General features: G+C 66.8%; 18 protein-coding genes. 16 read left to right on the plus strand and 2 right to left on the minus strand.

Annotated features, from left to right (window positions below):
- Positions 1-27 precede the first annotated feature (27 nt).
- From EPO41_RS10185 to EPO41_RS10195, 3 genes are all read left to right on the plus strand, one after another.
- On the plus strand, positions 28-4,359 hold the full coding sequence (locus EPO41_RS10185) for a strawberry notch family protein (RefSeq protein ID WP_296324156.1): 4,332 nt from the start codon (positions 28-30) through the stop codon (positions 4,357-4,359).
- Positions 4,359-5,414, plus strand: a complete 1,056-nt coding sequence (locus EPO41_RS10190; RefSeq protein WP_296324158.1) for a toprim domain-containing protein — start codon at positions 4,359-4,361, stop codon at positions 5,412-5,414. Before EPO41_RS10185 ends, EPO41_RS10190 begins: the two co-directional genes overlap by 1 nt.
- A 324-nt stretch (positions 5,415-5,738) precedes the next feature.
- Complete coding sequence (locus tag EPO41_RS10195; RefSeq protein WP_296324162.1) at positions 5,739-6,668, plus strand: DUF2493 domain-containing protein; 930 nt, start codon at positions 5,739-5,741, stop codon at positions 6,666-6,668.
- A gap of 74 nt (positions 6,669-6,742) precedes the next feature.
- Here EPO41_RS10195 and EPO41_RS10200 read toward each other — a convergent pair whose 3' ends face one another.
- Positions 6,743-6,952, minus strand: coding sequence for a hypothetical protein (locus tag EPO41_RS10200; protein ID WP_296324165.1), 210 nt, complete (start codon positions 6,950-6,952; stop codon positions 6,743-6,745).
- 643 nt (positions 6,953-7,595) lie between these two features.
- On the opposite strand from EPO41_RS10200, the gene EPO41_RS10205 reads away from it, so the two are divergent.
- The gene (locus tag EPO41_RS10205; protein ID WP_296324427.1) at positions 7,596-8,036 is read left to right on the plus strand and encodes a hypothetical protein; all 441 of its coding nucleotides are present in this window, start codon (positions 7,596-7,598) and stop codon (positions 8,034-8,036) included.
- 593 nt (positions 8,037-8,629) lie between these two features.
- Positions 8,630-8,956 carry a DUF736 domain-containing protein gene (locus tag EPO41_RS10210; protein WP_296324168.1) on the plus strand — a complete coding sequence of 109 codons (327 nt, stop codon included), beginning with the start codon at positions 8,630-8,632 and terminating at the stop codon, positions 8,954-8,956.
- A gap of 171 nt (positions 8,957-9,127) precedes the next feature.
- Here the strand turns inward: EPO41_RS10210 and EPO41_RS10215 are convergent, their stop codons facing one another.
- On the minus strand, positions 9,128-9,355 hold the full coding sequence (locus EPO41_RS10215) for a helix-turn-helix transcriptional regulator (protein ID WP_296324172.1): 228 nt from the start codon (positions 9,353-9,355) through the stop codon (positions 9,128-9,130).
- Positions 9,356-9,541: 186 nt separating this feature from the next.
- Between EPO41_RS10215 and EPO41_RS10220 the strand changes: the two genes are divergently transcribed.
- The 11 genes from EPO41_RS10220 to EPO41_RS10270 all read left to right on the plus strand — a co-directional run bounded on the left by EPO41_RS10220 (position 9,542) and on the right by EPO41_RS10270 (position 16,229).
- A complete protein-coding gene (locus EPO41_RS10220; protein ID WP_296324176.1) occupies positions 9,542-9,805 on the plus strand; it encodes a DUF2285 domain-containing protein in 264 nt (87 codons plus the stop codon).
- Between the two features lie 124 nt (positions 9,806-9,929).
- Positions 9,930-10,157 (plus strand): DUF6499 domain-containing protein, encoded by a 228-nt coding sequence (locus tag EPO41_RS10225; RefSeq protein ID WP_296324179.1) that lies wholly within the window; start codon positions 9,930-9,932, stop codon positions 10,155-10,157.
- Positions 10,096-10,710: a DUF2285 domain-containing protein gene (locus EPO41_RS10230; protein ID WP_296324183.1), complete on the plus strand. Its 615-nt coding sequence runs from the start codon at positions 10,096-10,098 to the stop codon at positions 10,708-10,710. The genes EPO41_RS10225 and EPO41_RS10230 overlap by 62 nt, the downstream gene beginning before the upstream one ends.
- A 152-nt stretch (positions 10,711-10,862) precedes the next feature.
- Positions 10,863-11,153: a helix-turn-helix domain-containing protein gene (locus EPO41_RS10235; RefSeq protein WP_296324188.1), complete on the plus strand. Its 291-nt coding sequence runs from the start codon at positions 10,863-10,865 to the stop codon at positions 11,151-11,153.
- Entirely contained in the window at positions 11,150-11,788 is a 639-nt protein-coding gene (parA, locus tag EPO41_RS10240; protein WP_296324193.1) for a ParA family partition ATPase, read from the plus strand. Before EPO41_RS10235 ends, parA begins: the two co-directional genes overlap by 4 nt.
- Complete coding sequence (locus EPO41_RS10245; RefSeq protein ID WP_296324196.1) at positions 11,785-12,039, plus strand: hypothetical protein; 255 nt, start codon at positions 11,785-11,787, stop codon at positions 12,037-12,039. Before parA ends, EPO41_RS10245 begins: the two co-directional genes overlap by 4 nt.
- A complete protein-coding gene (locus EPO41_RS10250; protein WP_296324199.1) occupies positions 12,036-12,545 on the plus strand; it encodes a DUF2840 domain-containing protein in 510 nt (169 codons plus the stop codon). The genes EPO41_RS10245 and EPO41_RS10250 overlap by 4 nt, the downstream gene beginning before the upstream one ends.
- Positions 12,542-13,087, plus strand: coding sequence for a S26 family signal peptidase (locus tag EPO41_RS10255; RefSeq protein WP_296324201.1), 546 nt, complete (start codon positions 12,542-12,544; stop codon positions 13,085-13,087). The genes EPO41_RS10250 and EPO41_RS10255 overlap by 4 nt, the downstream gene beginning before the upstream one ends.
- A gap of 44 nt (positions 13,088-13,131) precedes the next feature.
- Positions 13,132-13,467 carry a DUF736 domain-containing protein gene (locus EPO41_RS10260; RefSeq protein WP_296324203.1) on the plus strand — a complete coding sequence of 112 codons (336 nt, stop codon included), beginning with the start codon at positions 13,132-13,134 and terminating at the stop codon, positions 13,465-13,467.
- A 4-nt stretch (positions 13,468-13,471) separates the two neighbouring features.
- Positions 13,472-14,245 (plus strand): lytic transglycosylase domain-containing protein, encoded by a 774-nt coding sequence (locus tag EPO41_RS10265; protein WP_296324205.1) that lies wholly within the window; start codon positions 13,472-13,474, stop codon positions 14,243-14,245.
- A 244-nt stretch (positions 14,246-14,489) separates the two neighbouring features.
- A complete protein-coding gene (locus EPO41_RS10270; protein ID WP_296324207.1) occupies positions 14,490-16,229 on the plus strand; it encodes a VirD2 family relaxase/mobilization nuclease in 1,740 nt (579 codons plus the stop codon).
- Positions 16,230-16,243: the final 14 nt, after the last annotated feature.

The following is a 16,243-nucleotide window of genomic DNA, read 5'->3' on the forward strand; positions in this document are numbered from 1 at the left end:
CGTTCCCGCTCTCCCGAGGCTCCCTTCATGAACGACCTTTCTCCGATCGCGGCCGACCAGGCTGCGCCGCTGTCGCCTGTCCCTCATCCTGACGCTGCCGGCGCGATCCTCGCCGCCGCGGAGCGACTCCTTCCGCATCTCGAGCGCGGCCAGCGGGTCGATGCTGCGATCCTTCGCAGCGCCATGGAGGCCGCTTTCGGCGCCTCCGACTCCGCCGGCGCTTGGGACTGGAAGACGGCCTATGACGCCTGCGAGGCTGCGACCGTCCTCTTCCTCCGCAAATATGGAAAGGCGCTGTTCCGCAAAGCCGACTCTCCGGCATTGCGTCTTGCCGCCTTGGCCAAGATCGCGGCCCTTCTTCCCACCCACACGCGCCGCTCGACCGAGAGCGAGGCCTTCCAGCAGTTCTCGACACCGACCCCGCTCGGCCTGGCGGCCTTGTCCGCCGCCGCCATCGCGTCAGCGGACCGCGTCCTGGAGCCTTCGGCGGGAACCGGCCTCCTCGCCATCCTGGCCGAGATCGCCGGCGGCGCGCTTGTCCTGAACGAGTTGGCCGAGGCCCGGGCGACGCTGCTTTCCTCCCTCTTTCCGGCCGTCACCGTCACGCGCTTTGACGCCGCCCAGATCGACGATCACCTCGATACCGCCATCGTCCCGAGCGTCGTCCTGATGAACCCGCCCTTCTCGGCGATGGCCAACGTCGCCGGCCGCGTGGCCGACACCGCCTATCGCCACATCGCCTCGGCCCTGGCCCGCCTCGCCGACGGCGGGCGGCTGGTGGCGATCACCGGCGCGAATTTTTCGCCCGAAGCTCCGGCCTGGCGCGACGCCTTCCTCCGGCTGCAGGAATGCGGCCGCATCGTCTTCACCGCCGCGATCGACGGGGCGGTCTATGCCAAGCACGGCACAACGATCGACACGCGGCTGATCGTCATCGACAAGTCGCCCGCTGAGGATCCGGCGGCGCTGCCGGCATCGCGGGGCATCGCGCCCGACGTGGCGACCTTGCTCGGCTGGATCGCGGAACATGTTCCGGCGCGTCTGGCACTTGCGCCGAGCCTCGCGATCCCCGTGTCGGCCGCCGCACCGCGAACGGTGCGGGGCTATCTCGCCCGCGCCGCTGCGGCGGAGCCGGCCAAGCCGTCCGTCGTCGATCCGGAGGCGGTCGATCTCGCCTATGAGACGATCGAATGGACGCCGCCCGAGGGCGCGCGTCTCAGCGATGCGATCTATGAGGAGTACCGGCTCCAATCAATCCGGATTCCCGGAGCCCGGGCGCACCCGACCAAACTGGTGCAGTCCGCCGCCATGGCCTCGGTCGCGTCGCCGAAGCCGAGCTATCGGCCGCGGTTGCCGGTCGACCTCGTCGCCGACAACCTCCTGTCCGACGCCCAGCTCGAGACGGTCATCTACGCCGGCGAGGCGCATGGCGACTATCTCGCCGGCGCCTGGACGGTGGACGAGACCTTCGATCTCGTCACCGCCGCCCGCGACGATGTGCCGAGCGCCGTCCGCTTTCGCCGCGGCTTCATGCTGGGCGACGGCACCGGCGCGGGCAAAGGCCGCCAGTCTGCCGGCATCATCCTCGACAACTGGCTGAAGGGCCGGCGCAAGGCGGTCTGGATCTCCAAGTCCGACAAGCTACTCGAGGACGCCCAGCGCGACTGGTCTGCCCTCGGCATGGAGCGGCTGCTCATCACGCCGCTCTCGCGCTTCGCGCAGGGCAAACCGATCCGGCTGGCTGAAGGCGTCCTATTCTTAACCTACGCTACGCTGCGGTCCGACGACCGCGGCGAGAAGCTTTCGCGCGTCCGGCAGATCGTCGAATGGTTGGGCTCCGACTTCGACGGAGTGATCATTTTCGACGAGAGCCACGCCATGCAGAACGCCGGTGGCGGCAAGGGCGAACGCGGCGACGTCGCCCCATCGCAGCAGGGCCGCGCTGGCTTGCGCTTGCAGCACGCCCTGCCGGACGCCCGCGTGGTCTATGTCTCGGCCACCGGCGCAACGACCGTCCACAATCTCGCCTACGCGCAGCGGCTCGGCCTCTGGGGCGGCGAGGACTTCCCCTTCGCCACGCGTGCCGAATTCGTCGAGGCGATCGAGGATGGCGGTGTCGCGGCGATGGAGGTTCTGGCCCGCGACCTGCGTTCGCTCGGGCTCTATACCGCTCGGTCGCTCTCCTATGACGGTGTCGAATACGAGTTGATCGAACACCAGCTCACCGCAGAGCAGCGGCGCGTCTACGACGCCTATGCCGGCGCCTTCGCCATCATCCACAACCATCTCGACGCTGCGATGCAGGCGGCGAACATCACCGGCGAGACCGGCACGTTGAACCGGCAGGCGAAGTCGGCGGCCCGCTCAGCGTTCGAAAGCGCCAAGCAGCGTTTCTTCGGCCACCTGCTCACCAGCATGAAGACGCCGACGCTGATCCGCTCGATCGAGCAGAACCTGGCCGACGGCCATGCCGCCGTCATCCAGATCGTCTCGACCGGCGAGGCGCTGATGGAGCGCCGGCTTGCCGAGATCCCGACCGAGGAATGGAACGACGTCCGCGTCGACATCACGCCGCGCGAGTATGTTCTTGACTACCTCGCCCATTCCTTCCCGGTGCAGCTCTACGAGCCGTTCACCGACAGCGAAGGCAACCTCTCGTCCCGGCCTGTCTTTCGCGACGGCCAGCCGGTCGAGAGCCGCGAGGCCGTCGCGCGCCGCAATGAGCTGATCGAGCGCCTCGCTTCGCTCCCGCCGGTGCCCGGCGCGCTCGACCAGATCGTCCAGCGCTTCGGCGCGGACCTTGTGGCCGAAGTGACCGGACGCTCGCGCCGCGTGGTGCGCAAGGGCGACCGCCTGGTCGTGGAGAACCGCGCGGCCTCCGCCAACCTCGCCGAGACCGCCGCCTTCATGGACGACCTGAAGCGCATCCTGGTGTTCTCGGAGGCGGGCGGCACCGGGCGCAGCTATCACGCCGAACTCTCGGCGCGGAACCGCCGGCTGCGCGTCCACTATCTGCTCGAACCCGGCTGGAAGGCCGACGCCGCGATCCAGGGCCTCGGGCGGACGAACCGCACCAACCAGGCGCAGCCGCCGCTCTTCCGGCCTATCGCGACGGACGTGAAGGCCGAGAAGCGCTTCCTTTCGACCATCGCCCGCCGCTTGGACACGCTGGGCGCCATCACCCGCGGCCAGCGTCAGACCGGGGGGCAGGGACTCTTCAGGCCCGAGGACAATCTCGAATCGCACTACGCCCGCGACGCACTGCGCCAGCTCTACACGCTGCTCGTGCGCGGCAAGATCGAAGGCTGCTCGCTCCAGATGTTCGAGGCCTCAACGGGCCTCAAGCTCATGGACGCGAACGGCATCAGGGACGAGCTGCCGCCGATCACGACATTCCTCAACCGCCTCTTGGCGCTCACCATCGAACTTCAGGGGGTGCTGTTCATGGCGTTCGAGCAATTGCTGAACGCCAAGGTAGAGGGTGCCATCGCCAGCGGCGTCTATGACGTCGGCCTGGAGACGCTGCGGGCCGAAAGCTTCGTCGTCACGGACCGCCGGGCGATCTACACCCATCCCGCGACGGGCGCGGAGACCCGGCTGCTCACCATCACCGAGCGCCGGCGCAATCGCCCCGTGACGCTCGATGAGGCGCTGGGTCATCTCGCCGATTCCCGCGCCGCGCTGCTGGTCAACGAGCGCTCGGGCCGTGCCGCCGTGCAGATCCCGGCGCCGAGCCTGATGCTCGACGACGGCGAGATCGAACGCCGCGTTCGACTGATCCGGCCGATGGAGCACCATCACGCCTCGCTGAAGATGATGGACGAGAGCCACTGGCAGGCGGCGGAGCAGGAGGCATTCGCCACTGCGTGGGCTCGCGAAGCGGCCGAGGTGCCGGAGTTCGCCGACAGCACGCTCCATATCGTCGCCGGCTTGCTGCTGCCGATCTGGAAGCGCCTGCCGAACGAGTCAACACGGGTCTATCGGCTCCAGACCGACGCGGGCGAGCGCATCATCGGCCGTAGGGTCCCTCCGGCCTGGGCGGCGAACGCCTCCGTGACCGGAGCTGCCGCCCTGACGCCGGATGCGGCCTTCGCCGCGCTGATGGAGGGCCGGACCGTCCTCGACCTCGCCGAGGGCCTGCAGCTCCATCGGGTGCGCGTCATGGGCGCTCACCGCATCGAGCTGTCGGGGTTCGCCGACACCATGCGCGACCGGCTGCGCGCCTACGGCCTCTTCAGCGAGATCATCTCCTGGAAGCTGCGCATGTTCGTGCCGACCGATGCGAACGGCGCCGGCGTGCTGGCAAAACTGCTCGACCACTATCCCGTCGAGCGTATTGGCGAGCGGGAGGCCGCGTGATGGCCCGCCACGACGCGTCCGAACTGGCCCACCTTCTCGCGCGCGATGCCGAGGCGGTGTGCCGCCACTACCTCTCGGCCGGACGGCGGGAGGGCCGGTACTGGCTGGTGGGCGACGTTCGCAACACGCCGGGCCGCTCCATGTTCGTCAGGCTCAAGGAGTCGGTGAAAGGTCCTGCTGGCAAATGGACCGACGCCGCCACTGGCGAGCATGGCGACCTGCTCGACGTAATCCGGGAAAGCTGCGGACTGGTCGACTTCAAGGACGTCGCCGATGAGGCGCATTCGTTCCTCAGTCTGCCGCATCCCGAGCCGGAGCCGGATCGTCCCCGATCGCGCGCACCAAGCGCCCCTACCGGATCGCCGGAGGCGGCACGGCGACTGTTCGGCATGTCGCAGCCGATTTCTCGCACTCTCGTAGAAACGTATCTCCGCAATCGCGGCGTTACGGCTTTGCACGGCACCGGAAGCCTGCGCTTCCACCCGCGCTGCTACTATCGGCCCGACGACCACAGCCCGACCGAGACCTGGCCGGCGATGATCGCTTCAGTCACCGATCTCGCGGGGCATCCGACCGGGGCGCATCGCACCTGGCTCGATCCCGGCGGCTTCACCGAGGCGACGCTCGGCAAGGCGCCGATCGACACGCCGAGACGGGCGATGGGCGACCTTCTCGGTCATGCCGTTCGATTTGGTGTGGCGGGCGAAGTCATGGCGGCCGGCGAAGGCATTGAGACGATGCTATCGCTCAGATGCGTTCTGCCCACCCTGCCGATGGTCGCGGCGCTCTCGGCAGCGCATCTCTCCGCCATCCTGTTCCCGGGCACGCTGCGGCGACTCTACATCGCCCGCGACGACGATCCCGCCGGTGACGGCGCGATGGTGACGTTGATCGAGCGAGCGCAGGAGGCCGGGATCGAAGCGATCGTGATCTCGCCACGGCTCGGAGACTTCAACGAGGATCTCCGCCTGCTCGGTAGCGACGCGCTTCGGGCGGCGAGCCGCGTGCAGATCGCGGCGCAGGACGTCGCCCGTTTCATGGAACTGGCGGCATAGCCGGAACAGGGATGGGGCGCGGCAGCGTCGTCGTCACTGGGTCGGCGGTCATGCTTTCCATCAGCGTCGGAGAGGACTGCGCCCACGGCCTTCTGAGAGGGCGATCGGGCAGCAAGCGGCCCGGACCGGCAACCTTGTGGGCCGACTATTTTCCGTCGGCGGCGGAGCCGCCTTTACATCGCGAACCAAAATAGTCGGCCCCCTTCGGCCCTCCGCCGAGGCTTCGGCCCTCCGCTGCGCTGCGGGTGCAGGTCCGTTCCGCCCGCTGCCTTCGTCGCCATGAAGGCCGCGATGGGCGCGGCCGATCCGACAAGGAAAGCCGCGATGACCACCGACCATGACGACGATTTCGAGCCGCACCACAGCTCATCCCCGACCGACCAGGTCCTCCACGAACTCCAGCTCTATGGCTACCGTCCCTTCCACGACGAGCCCGATCCCAGGCCGCTTCCCGAAGCGCAGGTCCTTGCCGCCAGCATCTCTGACATCTTCGACGCCCTCGTGGTAGCGCTGGCCGACACTCGCCTCGAACCCGACCTCGAGGACCTGCTCTGGTCGACAGTGAACGTCTTCCACCGGGCCATCGACCGGACCGAGCGCGAACTCGACGACAACGAGCTGGCGCAGCGGCGCTCCCAGCGGGAACAGGACGGCAGCGAGGTCAAATCCGTCGAGCTGGAACGCCTGACAGCGGAAGGCCAGACGCTGATCGAACGCCGCAACGCCTTCGAGCTGATGCGCGACCAGGCCGCCGACCAATTCGAGCACCACACCCATTCAACCTGGCGGCCGCGCAACGGGTCGAAGGTCAACCATCGCAATCTCACCTCCGCGATGATCGACAGCCGCGACTTCCTGGCCGCGAAGAAGCGCGCCGACAACCAGGTGCTCCTGCCCCCGGGTCCGAAGGTCGCACTCACCGGCGGCCTCGACTTCAACGATCACCGTCTGGTCTGGGCGAAGCTCGACCAGGTCCACGCCAAACATCCCGACATGGTGCTGCTGCACGGCGGCTCGCCCAAGGGCGCCGAGCTGATCGCCGCTAAATGGGCCGACAACCGCAAGATCCCGCAGATCGCCTTCAAGCCGGACTGGACGAAATACGCCAAGGCCGCGCCGTTCAAGCGCAACGACGCTATGTTGGACGTGCTGCCGATCGGCGTGATGCACTTCCCCGGCACCGGCATCCAGGACAACCTCGCCGACAAGGCGAAGAAGCTCGGCATCCCGGTCTGGAAGTTCGGCGGCGCGTGAGCGCCGCCTTGCTCTTCATGCGTAGTGACGTGAACCCGCAAAGGCGGATCACCGGCTTTCCGCAAAACCGCCTTTCAGTCCGGTTCACCCGTCACGGCGATCCGGGCCGCACGAGCATAGTGCGCCAATTCCGTATCGTTCTCGATCAGGCTGTCGAGCAGCGCCTTCATGTCGCTTTGATCGGACGCCGATTGAAACGGCCCCGGCTGTCGCTCGATTGCCAGCACCCCAATGGCGAGTGCCTTCTTCACCAGGTGCAGGTCGCGTCCCGTGAATTCCGCCATGCCGCATGCCTCAACCATCAGGTCGACTCGTAAGCACACCTTAGCCGATCGGTCAGCGCACCGTGAGGATAACGAGGTTTCACGCATTGTCGGCGACGGCCTTTGAGTGGCGGCTCCTGCCGGCGGGCGCCACCCCGCGTCTATAGGCGCTGATCCTTGGTCCGCCCGAGAGGCCTGACGCCATCAACCCACAAGGGGTCGGCTTACGCTGAAGCGTGCCGCCGCTCTGTCTTCGCCTACGCGGTGATTGCGGCCCTCGGCCGGACACATCGGGCGCCTGTCGCGCGGGGATGGCCCCCGCCTCTGCACAGGAGCCGGATCAATGTCTCAAGCCCTCGCATTCGCCAACGGCTGGAACCTAGCCACCACCCTCATGGTCTGCGTCGTCGTCTTTCATGCTGACGCTGGCAACTACGGCGTCATGCTGGCCGCCGAATATGACGGCGATCCCGGTGCCGTCATCCACGAATTCGACCCCTTCCAAAACCATGAAGGGGCGAATCGCCAGGCAAGCTGCACCGCAGAAGGCCAGCGGGATTTCCGCTCCCGCTGGCGCCTGTTTGCGGCTATACTTATGGTCGCGCCGTGGTGGTGGTGGTGGAAGGCGCGACCGTCAGACCTTTATCTCACGGAGCGCACCGCCATGATTATCCTTGGACCTCTGCTCGTCATCCTCGGCATCGGCTTCTTCTGCTGGCTGCTGTTCACGCTTGCTGTCTTTGCGCTGCCCTTTTTCGTCGGTCTGACGATTGGCATCTGGGCCTTCCACACGGGGGCCGGCGTGCTCGGTGGGATTGCCGTGGGCCTCGTGGCAGGCGGCGTAACCTTTGGCATTGGTCAGCTCGCGCTTGCCTTTGTGCCATGGACGTGGCTTCGCCTCCTGATCATTCTCCTCTATGTCGCGCCCGCCACCATCGCCGGTTATAGCGCCACGCATGGAATCGCCCAGATGGCGATGCCTTCACCCACTTGGCAGTCGATCTTCGCCGTCATCGGCGCTATCGCCGTCAGCATCACGGCGTTCGTCCGCTTCACCGGAATGGCCGCGCCCGGACCAGCCGGACAGGGCTTGGCGCGGGGCTGACACCGCCGCATCGTTGGGGCGGGACTGGACCAAGCTGCCAGGGCGCCCGCGGCCCTCATCATCGAATCTGGAGTGAACGCGGCCTGGGCATCGAGGCGCAACCCATCATCGCAGAGTGGCCGGAGCCGTCGCGGCCGTTGAGACGGTATGGACCAAATGGCGACGCCGATCTCAACGCGGCCAACGAGTCGTGTGAACGGGCGTGCAGCCGAAGCTTGGTCTCCGAAGCACGAGATCCGTTGGTTGCCGGACAGGACCCGCATCACCGTCGAATTCATTGACCGGACCCTGCAGTGACTCGAAAATCGCCACGTTCCCCTTGATGTCAGCTCTGTCACGCAGAGCGCACCGAACGGCCTCTTCGATGGACTGATCTGGCCGAAGGCCGGCTAAAGCCTCGACCGCCTATGGCGCAACAGCGGCGTCACAACTTTCTTCCCCTGCCGGCTGCGCCGTCATTCCTCGCGAAACAAGAAAGTTCCTCCTTTGCTGTCGAGCCCCTTCGGGGTGCGCCGTCGATCGCCTCCGGCCAACCGATCACCATCGAGGCCGCAATGGTGCGGGCTCGGAAACAGAGATCAAGGAGAACTACCATGGCGACCATCGGCACCTTCAAGAAGACCGGCTCGAACGAATTCACCGGCGAAATCGTCACCCTCTCGGTCCAGGCTAAGAACGTCCGCATCGTCCCCGAGGCAAACCGCTCCGGCGACAACAGCCCCAGCCACCGCGTCTTCGTGGGCCGCGTCGAGATCGGCGCCGCCTGGGCCAAGCGCTCCACCGAGGGCCGCGACTATCTGGGCCTCAAGCTCGACGACCCGAGCTTCACCGCCCCGATCTACGCCAATCTCTTCGACGACGAGGAGGGCGAGGGCTTCAGCCTCATCTGGTCCCGCCCCAGCCGTCGCAACGGCGACTGACAAGCGCGCCAAAGCCCCGCCCGGACGGTCCGGGCGGGGCAAGGCCTTCGAGGCCGGTGATCCGGTTTTCCGTTTTGTCGGTTTTCCGCGTTGACGGCTTTGCACGTTTCCGCCGGTACGGCTGCGCGGATCGCGTGCTCGAGTCGGATCGCAACCCCGACCCGCCGAGACTCATGTCTCAGCTTCCTCCACCGCCTCATCGAGAAGGTCGACGGGTCTCACGCCCAACGCTTCCGCCAAATGCCACATCGTCAGCAATGTCACATTCTGCTGGCCTCGCTCCATGCCGCTCACATAGGCGCGGTCCACACCCATCTTCACGGCGACCGCTTCCTGGCTCAGGCCGGCCGCGACGCGATACCTCCTGACGTTGGCTCCAAATATTCTGCGAATGTCCATCCGCAGGATAGGAGGCAATCGTGCATTATATCGCTACGTGTTATAATACACGGGCGTGAAGCCAATGCGCGATGCCGCCACTGGGCTGGCGCGATGCATGAAAAGCATCGGGAAATTTCACTTGTCGGTCTGGCGTGCGCTGGCGAAGCGGATACGATCAATTAACCAAGAAAGATCGACTCGCCGATGACTATCGTGGCCTTCCAGGATTGTCCGCCCGAGAGCGGCCGTCTCACGGCCTACGATGAAAGCCATCTTGCTCTCTATATTCGGCTCCTTGACGCCGCCGCCGAAGGCGCCGACTGGCGTGAGGCAGTGCAGGTTCTTTTCGGGCTCGATCCCGACCGCGATCCCGACCGCGCCCGCATGGTTCATGACAGCCATCTCGCCCGCGCTCGCTGGATGACCACCACGGGCTATCGCGAGCTCCTCCGTCCCCGCGTGTCGTAAAGTAGAACACTCCTCCCGGTTGTGAGAGGCATCACGCCGCGCAGTTTCGGGGACTTCCGTCGCGCCTCGTCGGCGGCGAGGCTCAGGTGTAGGGGGCCACTCAAGCGCGGACGAGGAGACGCGTATGGCCGAGCCGCCCGATTGGCGATTGCAGAAAACCGAACGCGCGCTGAACCGGCTGGAGCGGCAAGGGTTCGCGTGGGAGTTTCTGCGCCGCAATCCCGACTATCGCAGCGACTATGACCGCCTGCGCAGCATGCCGGCCACCCGGCCAAGCGCCTCATTGCCCCATGGGAGCGCAGCCCAGCAATGGGGCCTGCGCTTTCCTGCTCGATCCCGACCGCTCCGCTAACGAGACCGCGATCTTCTGGCGGCCCGAGCTTGTCGCCAGCGTTCTGATGCTTGAGGCTGCGCCGGCAGTCTTTCGCGCGGCCCGGCGGCTCGAACAGCTCGACCTGACCCACGCCGCACTGCACGCGCAGCCCGGCGGGGAACGTGCGATCAATTTGGCGGATCCCGACGGTGATCATCATTTAGTCGCCGGCGCCATCGACCCGGCTCAGCCGCTCGCCGTCCTGCTGCCGCTCGACGACAACTTCCACATCCGCGCCCAAGCGGCGTTGCGATTCCAACGCCGTCTGCTCGGACGCGCCGCCGGTCCGCTACCGCGCGCGCTCACGCTCACTCCGCGTCACCGCCTGCGGCTGGTGCGTATGGTTCGTGCCCTGGACGGCCGATCCTCCGGCGCCACGTATCGCGAAATCGCCGCGGTGCTCTTCGAAGCGCACCAGCGATCCGCAACCGAATGGAAAACGTCGTCCATCCGCGCCCAGACAATCCGCTTGGTCAAAGACGCCGAGACGATGGTGCGCGGCGGCTATCTCCGCTTGCTGGCCGGCCACTGACTCCCCGCGGTCACAATCGAACAATGGATACAAGGGGGTACGCGCACAGACGGGTCTCACTCCGTCATCCACCCTGACGCCGCCGGTTCGCCATCGTGGTCGCCGCTTCGCCACTGCACGCCGGCGGGGCAGCCGATGCACCGGAGGCCCCAATGTCAGCAGCGCGACCCGACTCCCCGCCACGCTATCTCCGCACACCCGAGGCGGCGCGCTTCCTCGGCCTGTCTGGTCGCACGCTGGAGAAGCACCGCACCTACGGCACGGGACCGGTCTATCGCAAGCTGGGTGGCCGCATTGTCTATGCCCTCGACGATCTTCAGGCTTGGGCCGATCGCGGCACACGGCAGTCGACGTCGGATCCGGGCCACGGTGTTGTCCACCCCGCGAAGCGACAGACGACGCCCGCCGCGGGAATGCGCGTGCCACGCGGCGGCGCATCATGATCGTCGCGCTCCTCAATCAGAAGGGTGGCGTCGGCAAGACGACGCTCGCATTGCACCTCGCCGGTGAATGGGCTCGACGAGGAAAGCGCGTCGTTCTCATCGACGCCGACCCCCAAGGCTCGGCGCTCGACTGGTCGCAGCAGCGAGCGCGCGAAGGCCTGGCACGCCTGTTTGGTGTCGTCGGCCTGGCGCGAGATACGCTTCATAGCGAAGCGCCGGAACTGGCGCGAAGCGCCGACCATGTGGTGATCGACGGGCCACCGCGTGTCGCCAGCCTGATGCGGTCCGCGCTGCTCGCTGCCGACTTGGTGCTGATCCCCGTGCAGCCATCGCCTTTCGATGGCTGGGCCTCCGCGGAGATGCTGTCGCTGCTCGGCGAGGCGCGGATCTACCGCCCCCAGCTCGCCGCCCGCTTCGCGCTGAATCGCTGTGGAGCGCGCACGGTCATTGCCCGCGAGACGGCCGAGACACTCGCCGATCACGATCCGCCGGTGCTCACCAGCACCATCGGCCAGCGCGTTACCTTCGCCGACGCGGCACGCTCCGGCCGTCTGGTTTCCGAGATCAACGAACGCAGCCCCGCCGCTCGCGAGATCACCGCGCTCTGCACCGAGGTCGGGAGGATCGCACCATGACGGAGCGACCCCACAAACGTGCCTTCACTGCACGTCCAGCCGATCCTGAGAGTTGGGTGAAAGCCCCCGATCCGCGCTTCCCGCGCCACGGCGACGCCGCGAATTTCACCGCGCGCCTCACCATCGACGTCACGCCCGACATGCGCGGCCAGATCAAGATCGCCGCGTTTCAGCGCGGCATCACCGTCGCCGACATGCTGCGCGAGTTGCTCGCCCGCGAGTTTCCCCCAACCGAAGGAGACACGCCATGAACGGCGCTCCTCATTTGCGCCGCGTGCCGACGGCGCTCCTCTTCGACGGTCTGACCCGCGTCGAGCTGACGTGGATGGAGAAGAAGATCGAATACTGGATTCGGTTCGGCCAGGACGTCCAGGAACAGATTCTCGACCGACGCCGGCGTGTGGTCAGCTTCCCGCCGCATAGTGTCTTCGCCTTTGTCCGTTGGGCGGCAAACGACTTCGGCACGATCATCTCACGTATCGACATCGTGCGCGCGATCTCGCCAGGCGAACACTACCAGACTCTGCCTTTCGTGCGCCCTGGCGGCGACATCCTGCTGAGGATGGACGGCTGGCCGAAGGTTGAGCGCGTTCTGCAGATCGTCGACGCCATCGAGGCGATCGGCATCAATCCAGCCGAGGTCTCGCCGCATCATTGGCGGCATGTTCACAACCGTCTCGCTGCCGGCCAGGAGCCGCGCAGCTACACGGCCGAGCAGCATCGGGCCATCCTTCTGCGTCGGAGGGTCGAGCCATGACGCGATTCGGCTACGTCATGACGACGTACTTCACCGTGATGCTGATCGGGGGCCTATCCTTCATCCATGTCACGCCCAGGCTGATCTGGAACGCGTCGGCCAGCACGCCGGTCGGCCTCTATTCAATCGATCGGTCGCCACAGATCGAAGTGACCGACTTGGTCGCCGTGAATGCTCCGGAGCCGCTCGCCTCGTTCCTCGCCGAGCGCGGCTACCTCCCGCGCGGCGTCCCGCTCATGAAGCGCGTCGCCGCTCTGCCGGGGCAACAGGTCTGCCGCGCCGGCGTACACGTCAGCGTCGACGGCATCGCGATGGCCGAAGCGCTGACGCGCGACCGTCTCGGCCGCGATCTCCCTATTTGGCAGGGCTGCCGGCGCATCGCCACTGACGAGATATTCCTCATGAACTGGTCTGTCGGGGACAGCCTCGACGGTCGCTACTTCGGTCCAGTTTCCCGCGGCTCGGTCATCGGACGAGCAACCCCTCTCTACACCGACGAGGACGGCAACGGCCGCTTCGAATGGCGCGCCGCGACGCGGTGACGATGCGCTCATTTCCGTTTCACCGCACCACACAGGAGTCTTCCATGCCGCAGATCGGAGAGTTCACGCGCACCAAGACCGGCTATGCCGGCCGCATCCGGACGGTCTCTCTCGACATCGAGATGGTGCTTGTCCCTGCCGAGCATTCCGACACCGAGAACGCGCCGGACTATCGCATTCACCTTCGCGACGACGGCGGTCCGGAGATCGGCGCCGGATGGAAGCGAACCGGCGAAAAGGCCGGCGACTACGTTTCCTTGCAGATCGACGACCCGTCATTCCGCCAACCGATCCGCGCCAACCTGTTCCAGTCAGGCGACGACAGGTCCGCCTGGGGCCTGCACTGGAACCGTCCGCCGAAGCGCAGTGAGCGGGACTGACGGCATGCCGACGCGCCGCCCATCGCGCAGGCATCCGGCGGAGACCGGGCGGACACGCGCCGCCCGGCATCTCTCTGCCCTTCTCCTTTTCGGCCTGCTGATCGTCGGCGGATCACCTTCCACCGCACTGGCGCAGAACGCACCCATCCCGCGTGCGACTGCAGCCGATCCGATCGCCGGCTTCGTCGCCGAGGCCTCGCAACGCTTCGGCATTCCGGAGCGCTGGATTCGCGCCGTCATGCGCGTCGAAAGTGCGGGCGACGTGCGCGCGATCTCGTCCGCGGGCGCGATGGGTCTGATGCAGATCATGCCTGATACATGGACGGAGCTACGCACTCGCCACCGACTTGGAAGCGATCCGTACAATCCGCGCGACAATATCCTCGCGGGCGCCGCCTACCTCCGCGAGATGCATGATCGCTATGGTTCGCCAGGCTTTCTCGCCGCCTATAATGCGGGACCGGGGCGCTATGAGGAGTATCTCGCCGGCCGCCCGCTTCCGGCCGAGACCCGCGCCTATGTCGCCGCGTTGTTTCCTTTATTCGGCGGCGGTGAACTCTCCAGTCCAGTCACCGTCGCCGCAACCGATCCGAAGGCCTGGACCCGCGCATCGCTGTTCGTCGCGCGCATCGAGCGCATCTCGGCTGCCGATCCAGTGCAAACCGAGCGCCATCCAAACGAGGCTCCCGCGGCAGTTCCGGTGCGCGAGACTTCCGCGATCGTGCCGCAATCCACCGGCCTGTTCGTCGCGCGATCCGGCAGTGGAGACCCGCGATGACGTGCCTGCGCCTCTTTCGCAGTATGGAGCGCCCCGTCGCGTCATGGAGTGCGCAGAGGGGGAAGCAGGGCAACACAACCGCACGATGGCAGGATAAAGGGGCGCGATGTGCGCCTCGGTTCGGTTGTGCTTTTTCAAGGACTTACGCAGCGATTTCGCGAGGTGCGCCTGACTGGCGCAGCCTGCGGCTTCGGCGATTTCATAAGCAAATCAGCGCTATCGCGCGATGTGCGGTCCTGCCGCCATGAGCGACGAGAACGATTTCCGCATCCGACCAGGCCACATCCGCTCGACGCGCGTGCAGCGCGCCAGACCCTTCATCGCCCAGGCGCTCGCCGCCGCCCAACGGGCCGGCGGATCGGTTTCCCGCAAGGGGACGATCGGGCCGGGCCACCGCTCCCGTTTCGGCCGGGGTCAGCGAGCGTCGGTGCAGGCCAACCGGCTCATCACCTCCCGCTCACGCGGCGCCGTCGTCAAGGCGCGCGTCGTCCGCCACGCCGGACGCCGCGCGCCGCTCGCCACCCATCTCAGTTATCTGAGCCGCGAGGGCGTCACCCGAGATGGAGAGAAGGCGCGGCTGTTCGGCCCCGCCGCGGACGATGCCGATACGAAGGCGTTCGCGGATCGATGCGAGGAGGACCGGCATCATTTCCGGTTCATCATCTCGCCGGACGACGCCGTGGAGATGTCGGACCTCAAGACCTTCGCCCGCGATTTGGCCGGCCAGATGGAGAGGGACCTCGGCACCAAGCTCGATTGGGTCGCGGTCGATCACTGGAACACCGAACATCCCCACGTCCACCTGATCGTCCGCGGCGTGCGCGAGGATGGTGAGAACCTCGTCATCTCCCGCGACTACATCAAGGAGGGGATGCGGGATCGGGCGCGGGATCTGATCACGCAGGAATTGGGCCCGCGCACGGATCACGAAATCCGTCGCACGTTGGAACGTCAGATCGACGCCGAGCGCTGGACCAGCCTCGACCGGCAGCTCGCGCGCGACGGATACCGCGCCGGCGTCATCGACCTCGCGCCGCATCCGAATCGACAGCCCGACGAATTCCACGCGCTCAAGGTCGGACGCCTCCGCAAGCTCGAATCGCTCGGGCTTGCCGACCAGGTCGGTCCCGGCCAGTGGACTCTGTCCGAGAACGCCGAGACGACGCTGCGCCAGCTCGGCGAACGCGGCGACATCATCAAGCGCATCCATCGCGGCCTGACCGAACACGGCATCGAGCGGGGTGTGTCCAACTATGTGCTGGCCGGGGAAAGTCTGGACGATCCTGTCGTCGGCCGGCTGGTCGCCCGCGGTCTCGACGATGAGCTGAAGGGTACGGCCTATGCCGTGGTCGACGGCACAGACGGCCGCACCCATCACATCAAGCTGCCCGACCTCGACGCCGCCGGCGACAGCGCGCCCGGTTCGATCGTCGAACTGCGCAGGTTCGCCGACGCGAAGGGGCAGCGTCGCGTCGCGATGGCGGTCCGGTCAGACCTCACCATCGAGCAGCAGATCACCGCGAAAGGTGCGACTTGGCTTGACCGGCAGGCGATCGCCCGCGAGCCGATTGCGCTTGGCGGGGGAGGCTTCGGCGCAGAGGTACGCGAAGCCCTGGACCGGCGCGCCGAACACCTGATTGGGCAAGGTCTGGCCGAACGTCAGAACCGCGGCGTCAGCTTCAGCCGGAACCTGATCAAGACGCTGCGCCGGCGCGAGCTGGACGCCGTGGGCGCCAAGCTCGCGGCAGAGAGCGGCCGACCATTCAACAAGGCCGCGGCAGGAGAATACGTCGCTGGCGCCTACCAGCGGCGCATCGCGCTCGCCTCCGGCCGCTTCGCAATGATCGATGACGGCCTTGGCTTCCAGCTCGTGCCCTGGTCGCCATCACTCGAAAAACAGCTCGGGCGTCATGTCTCCGGCCTCGCCCGAAGCGATGGCGGCGTCGACTGGAGCTTCGGCCGCAAGCGGGGGCTCGGCCTGTGAACACTGCCCCTCTT

It is taken from the genome of Reyranella sp. (genome assembly GCF_004297265.1).
GTDB lineage: Bacteria > Pseudomonadota > Alphaproteobacteria > Reyranellales > Reyranellaceae > Reyranella.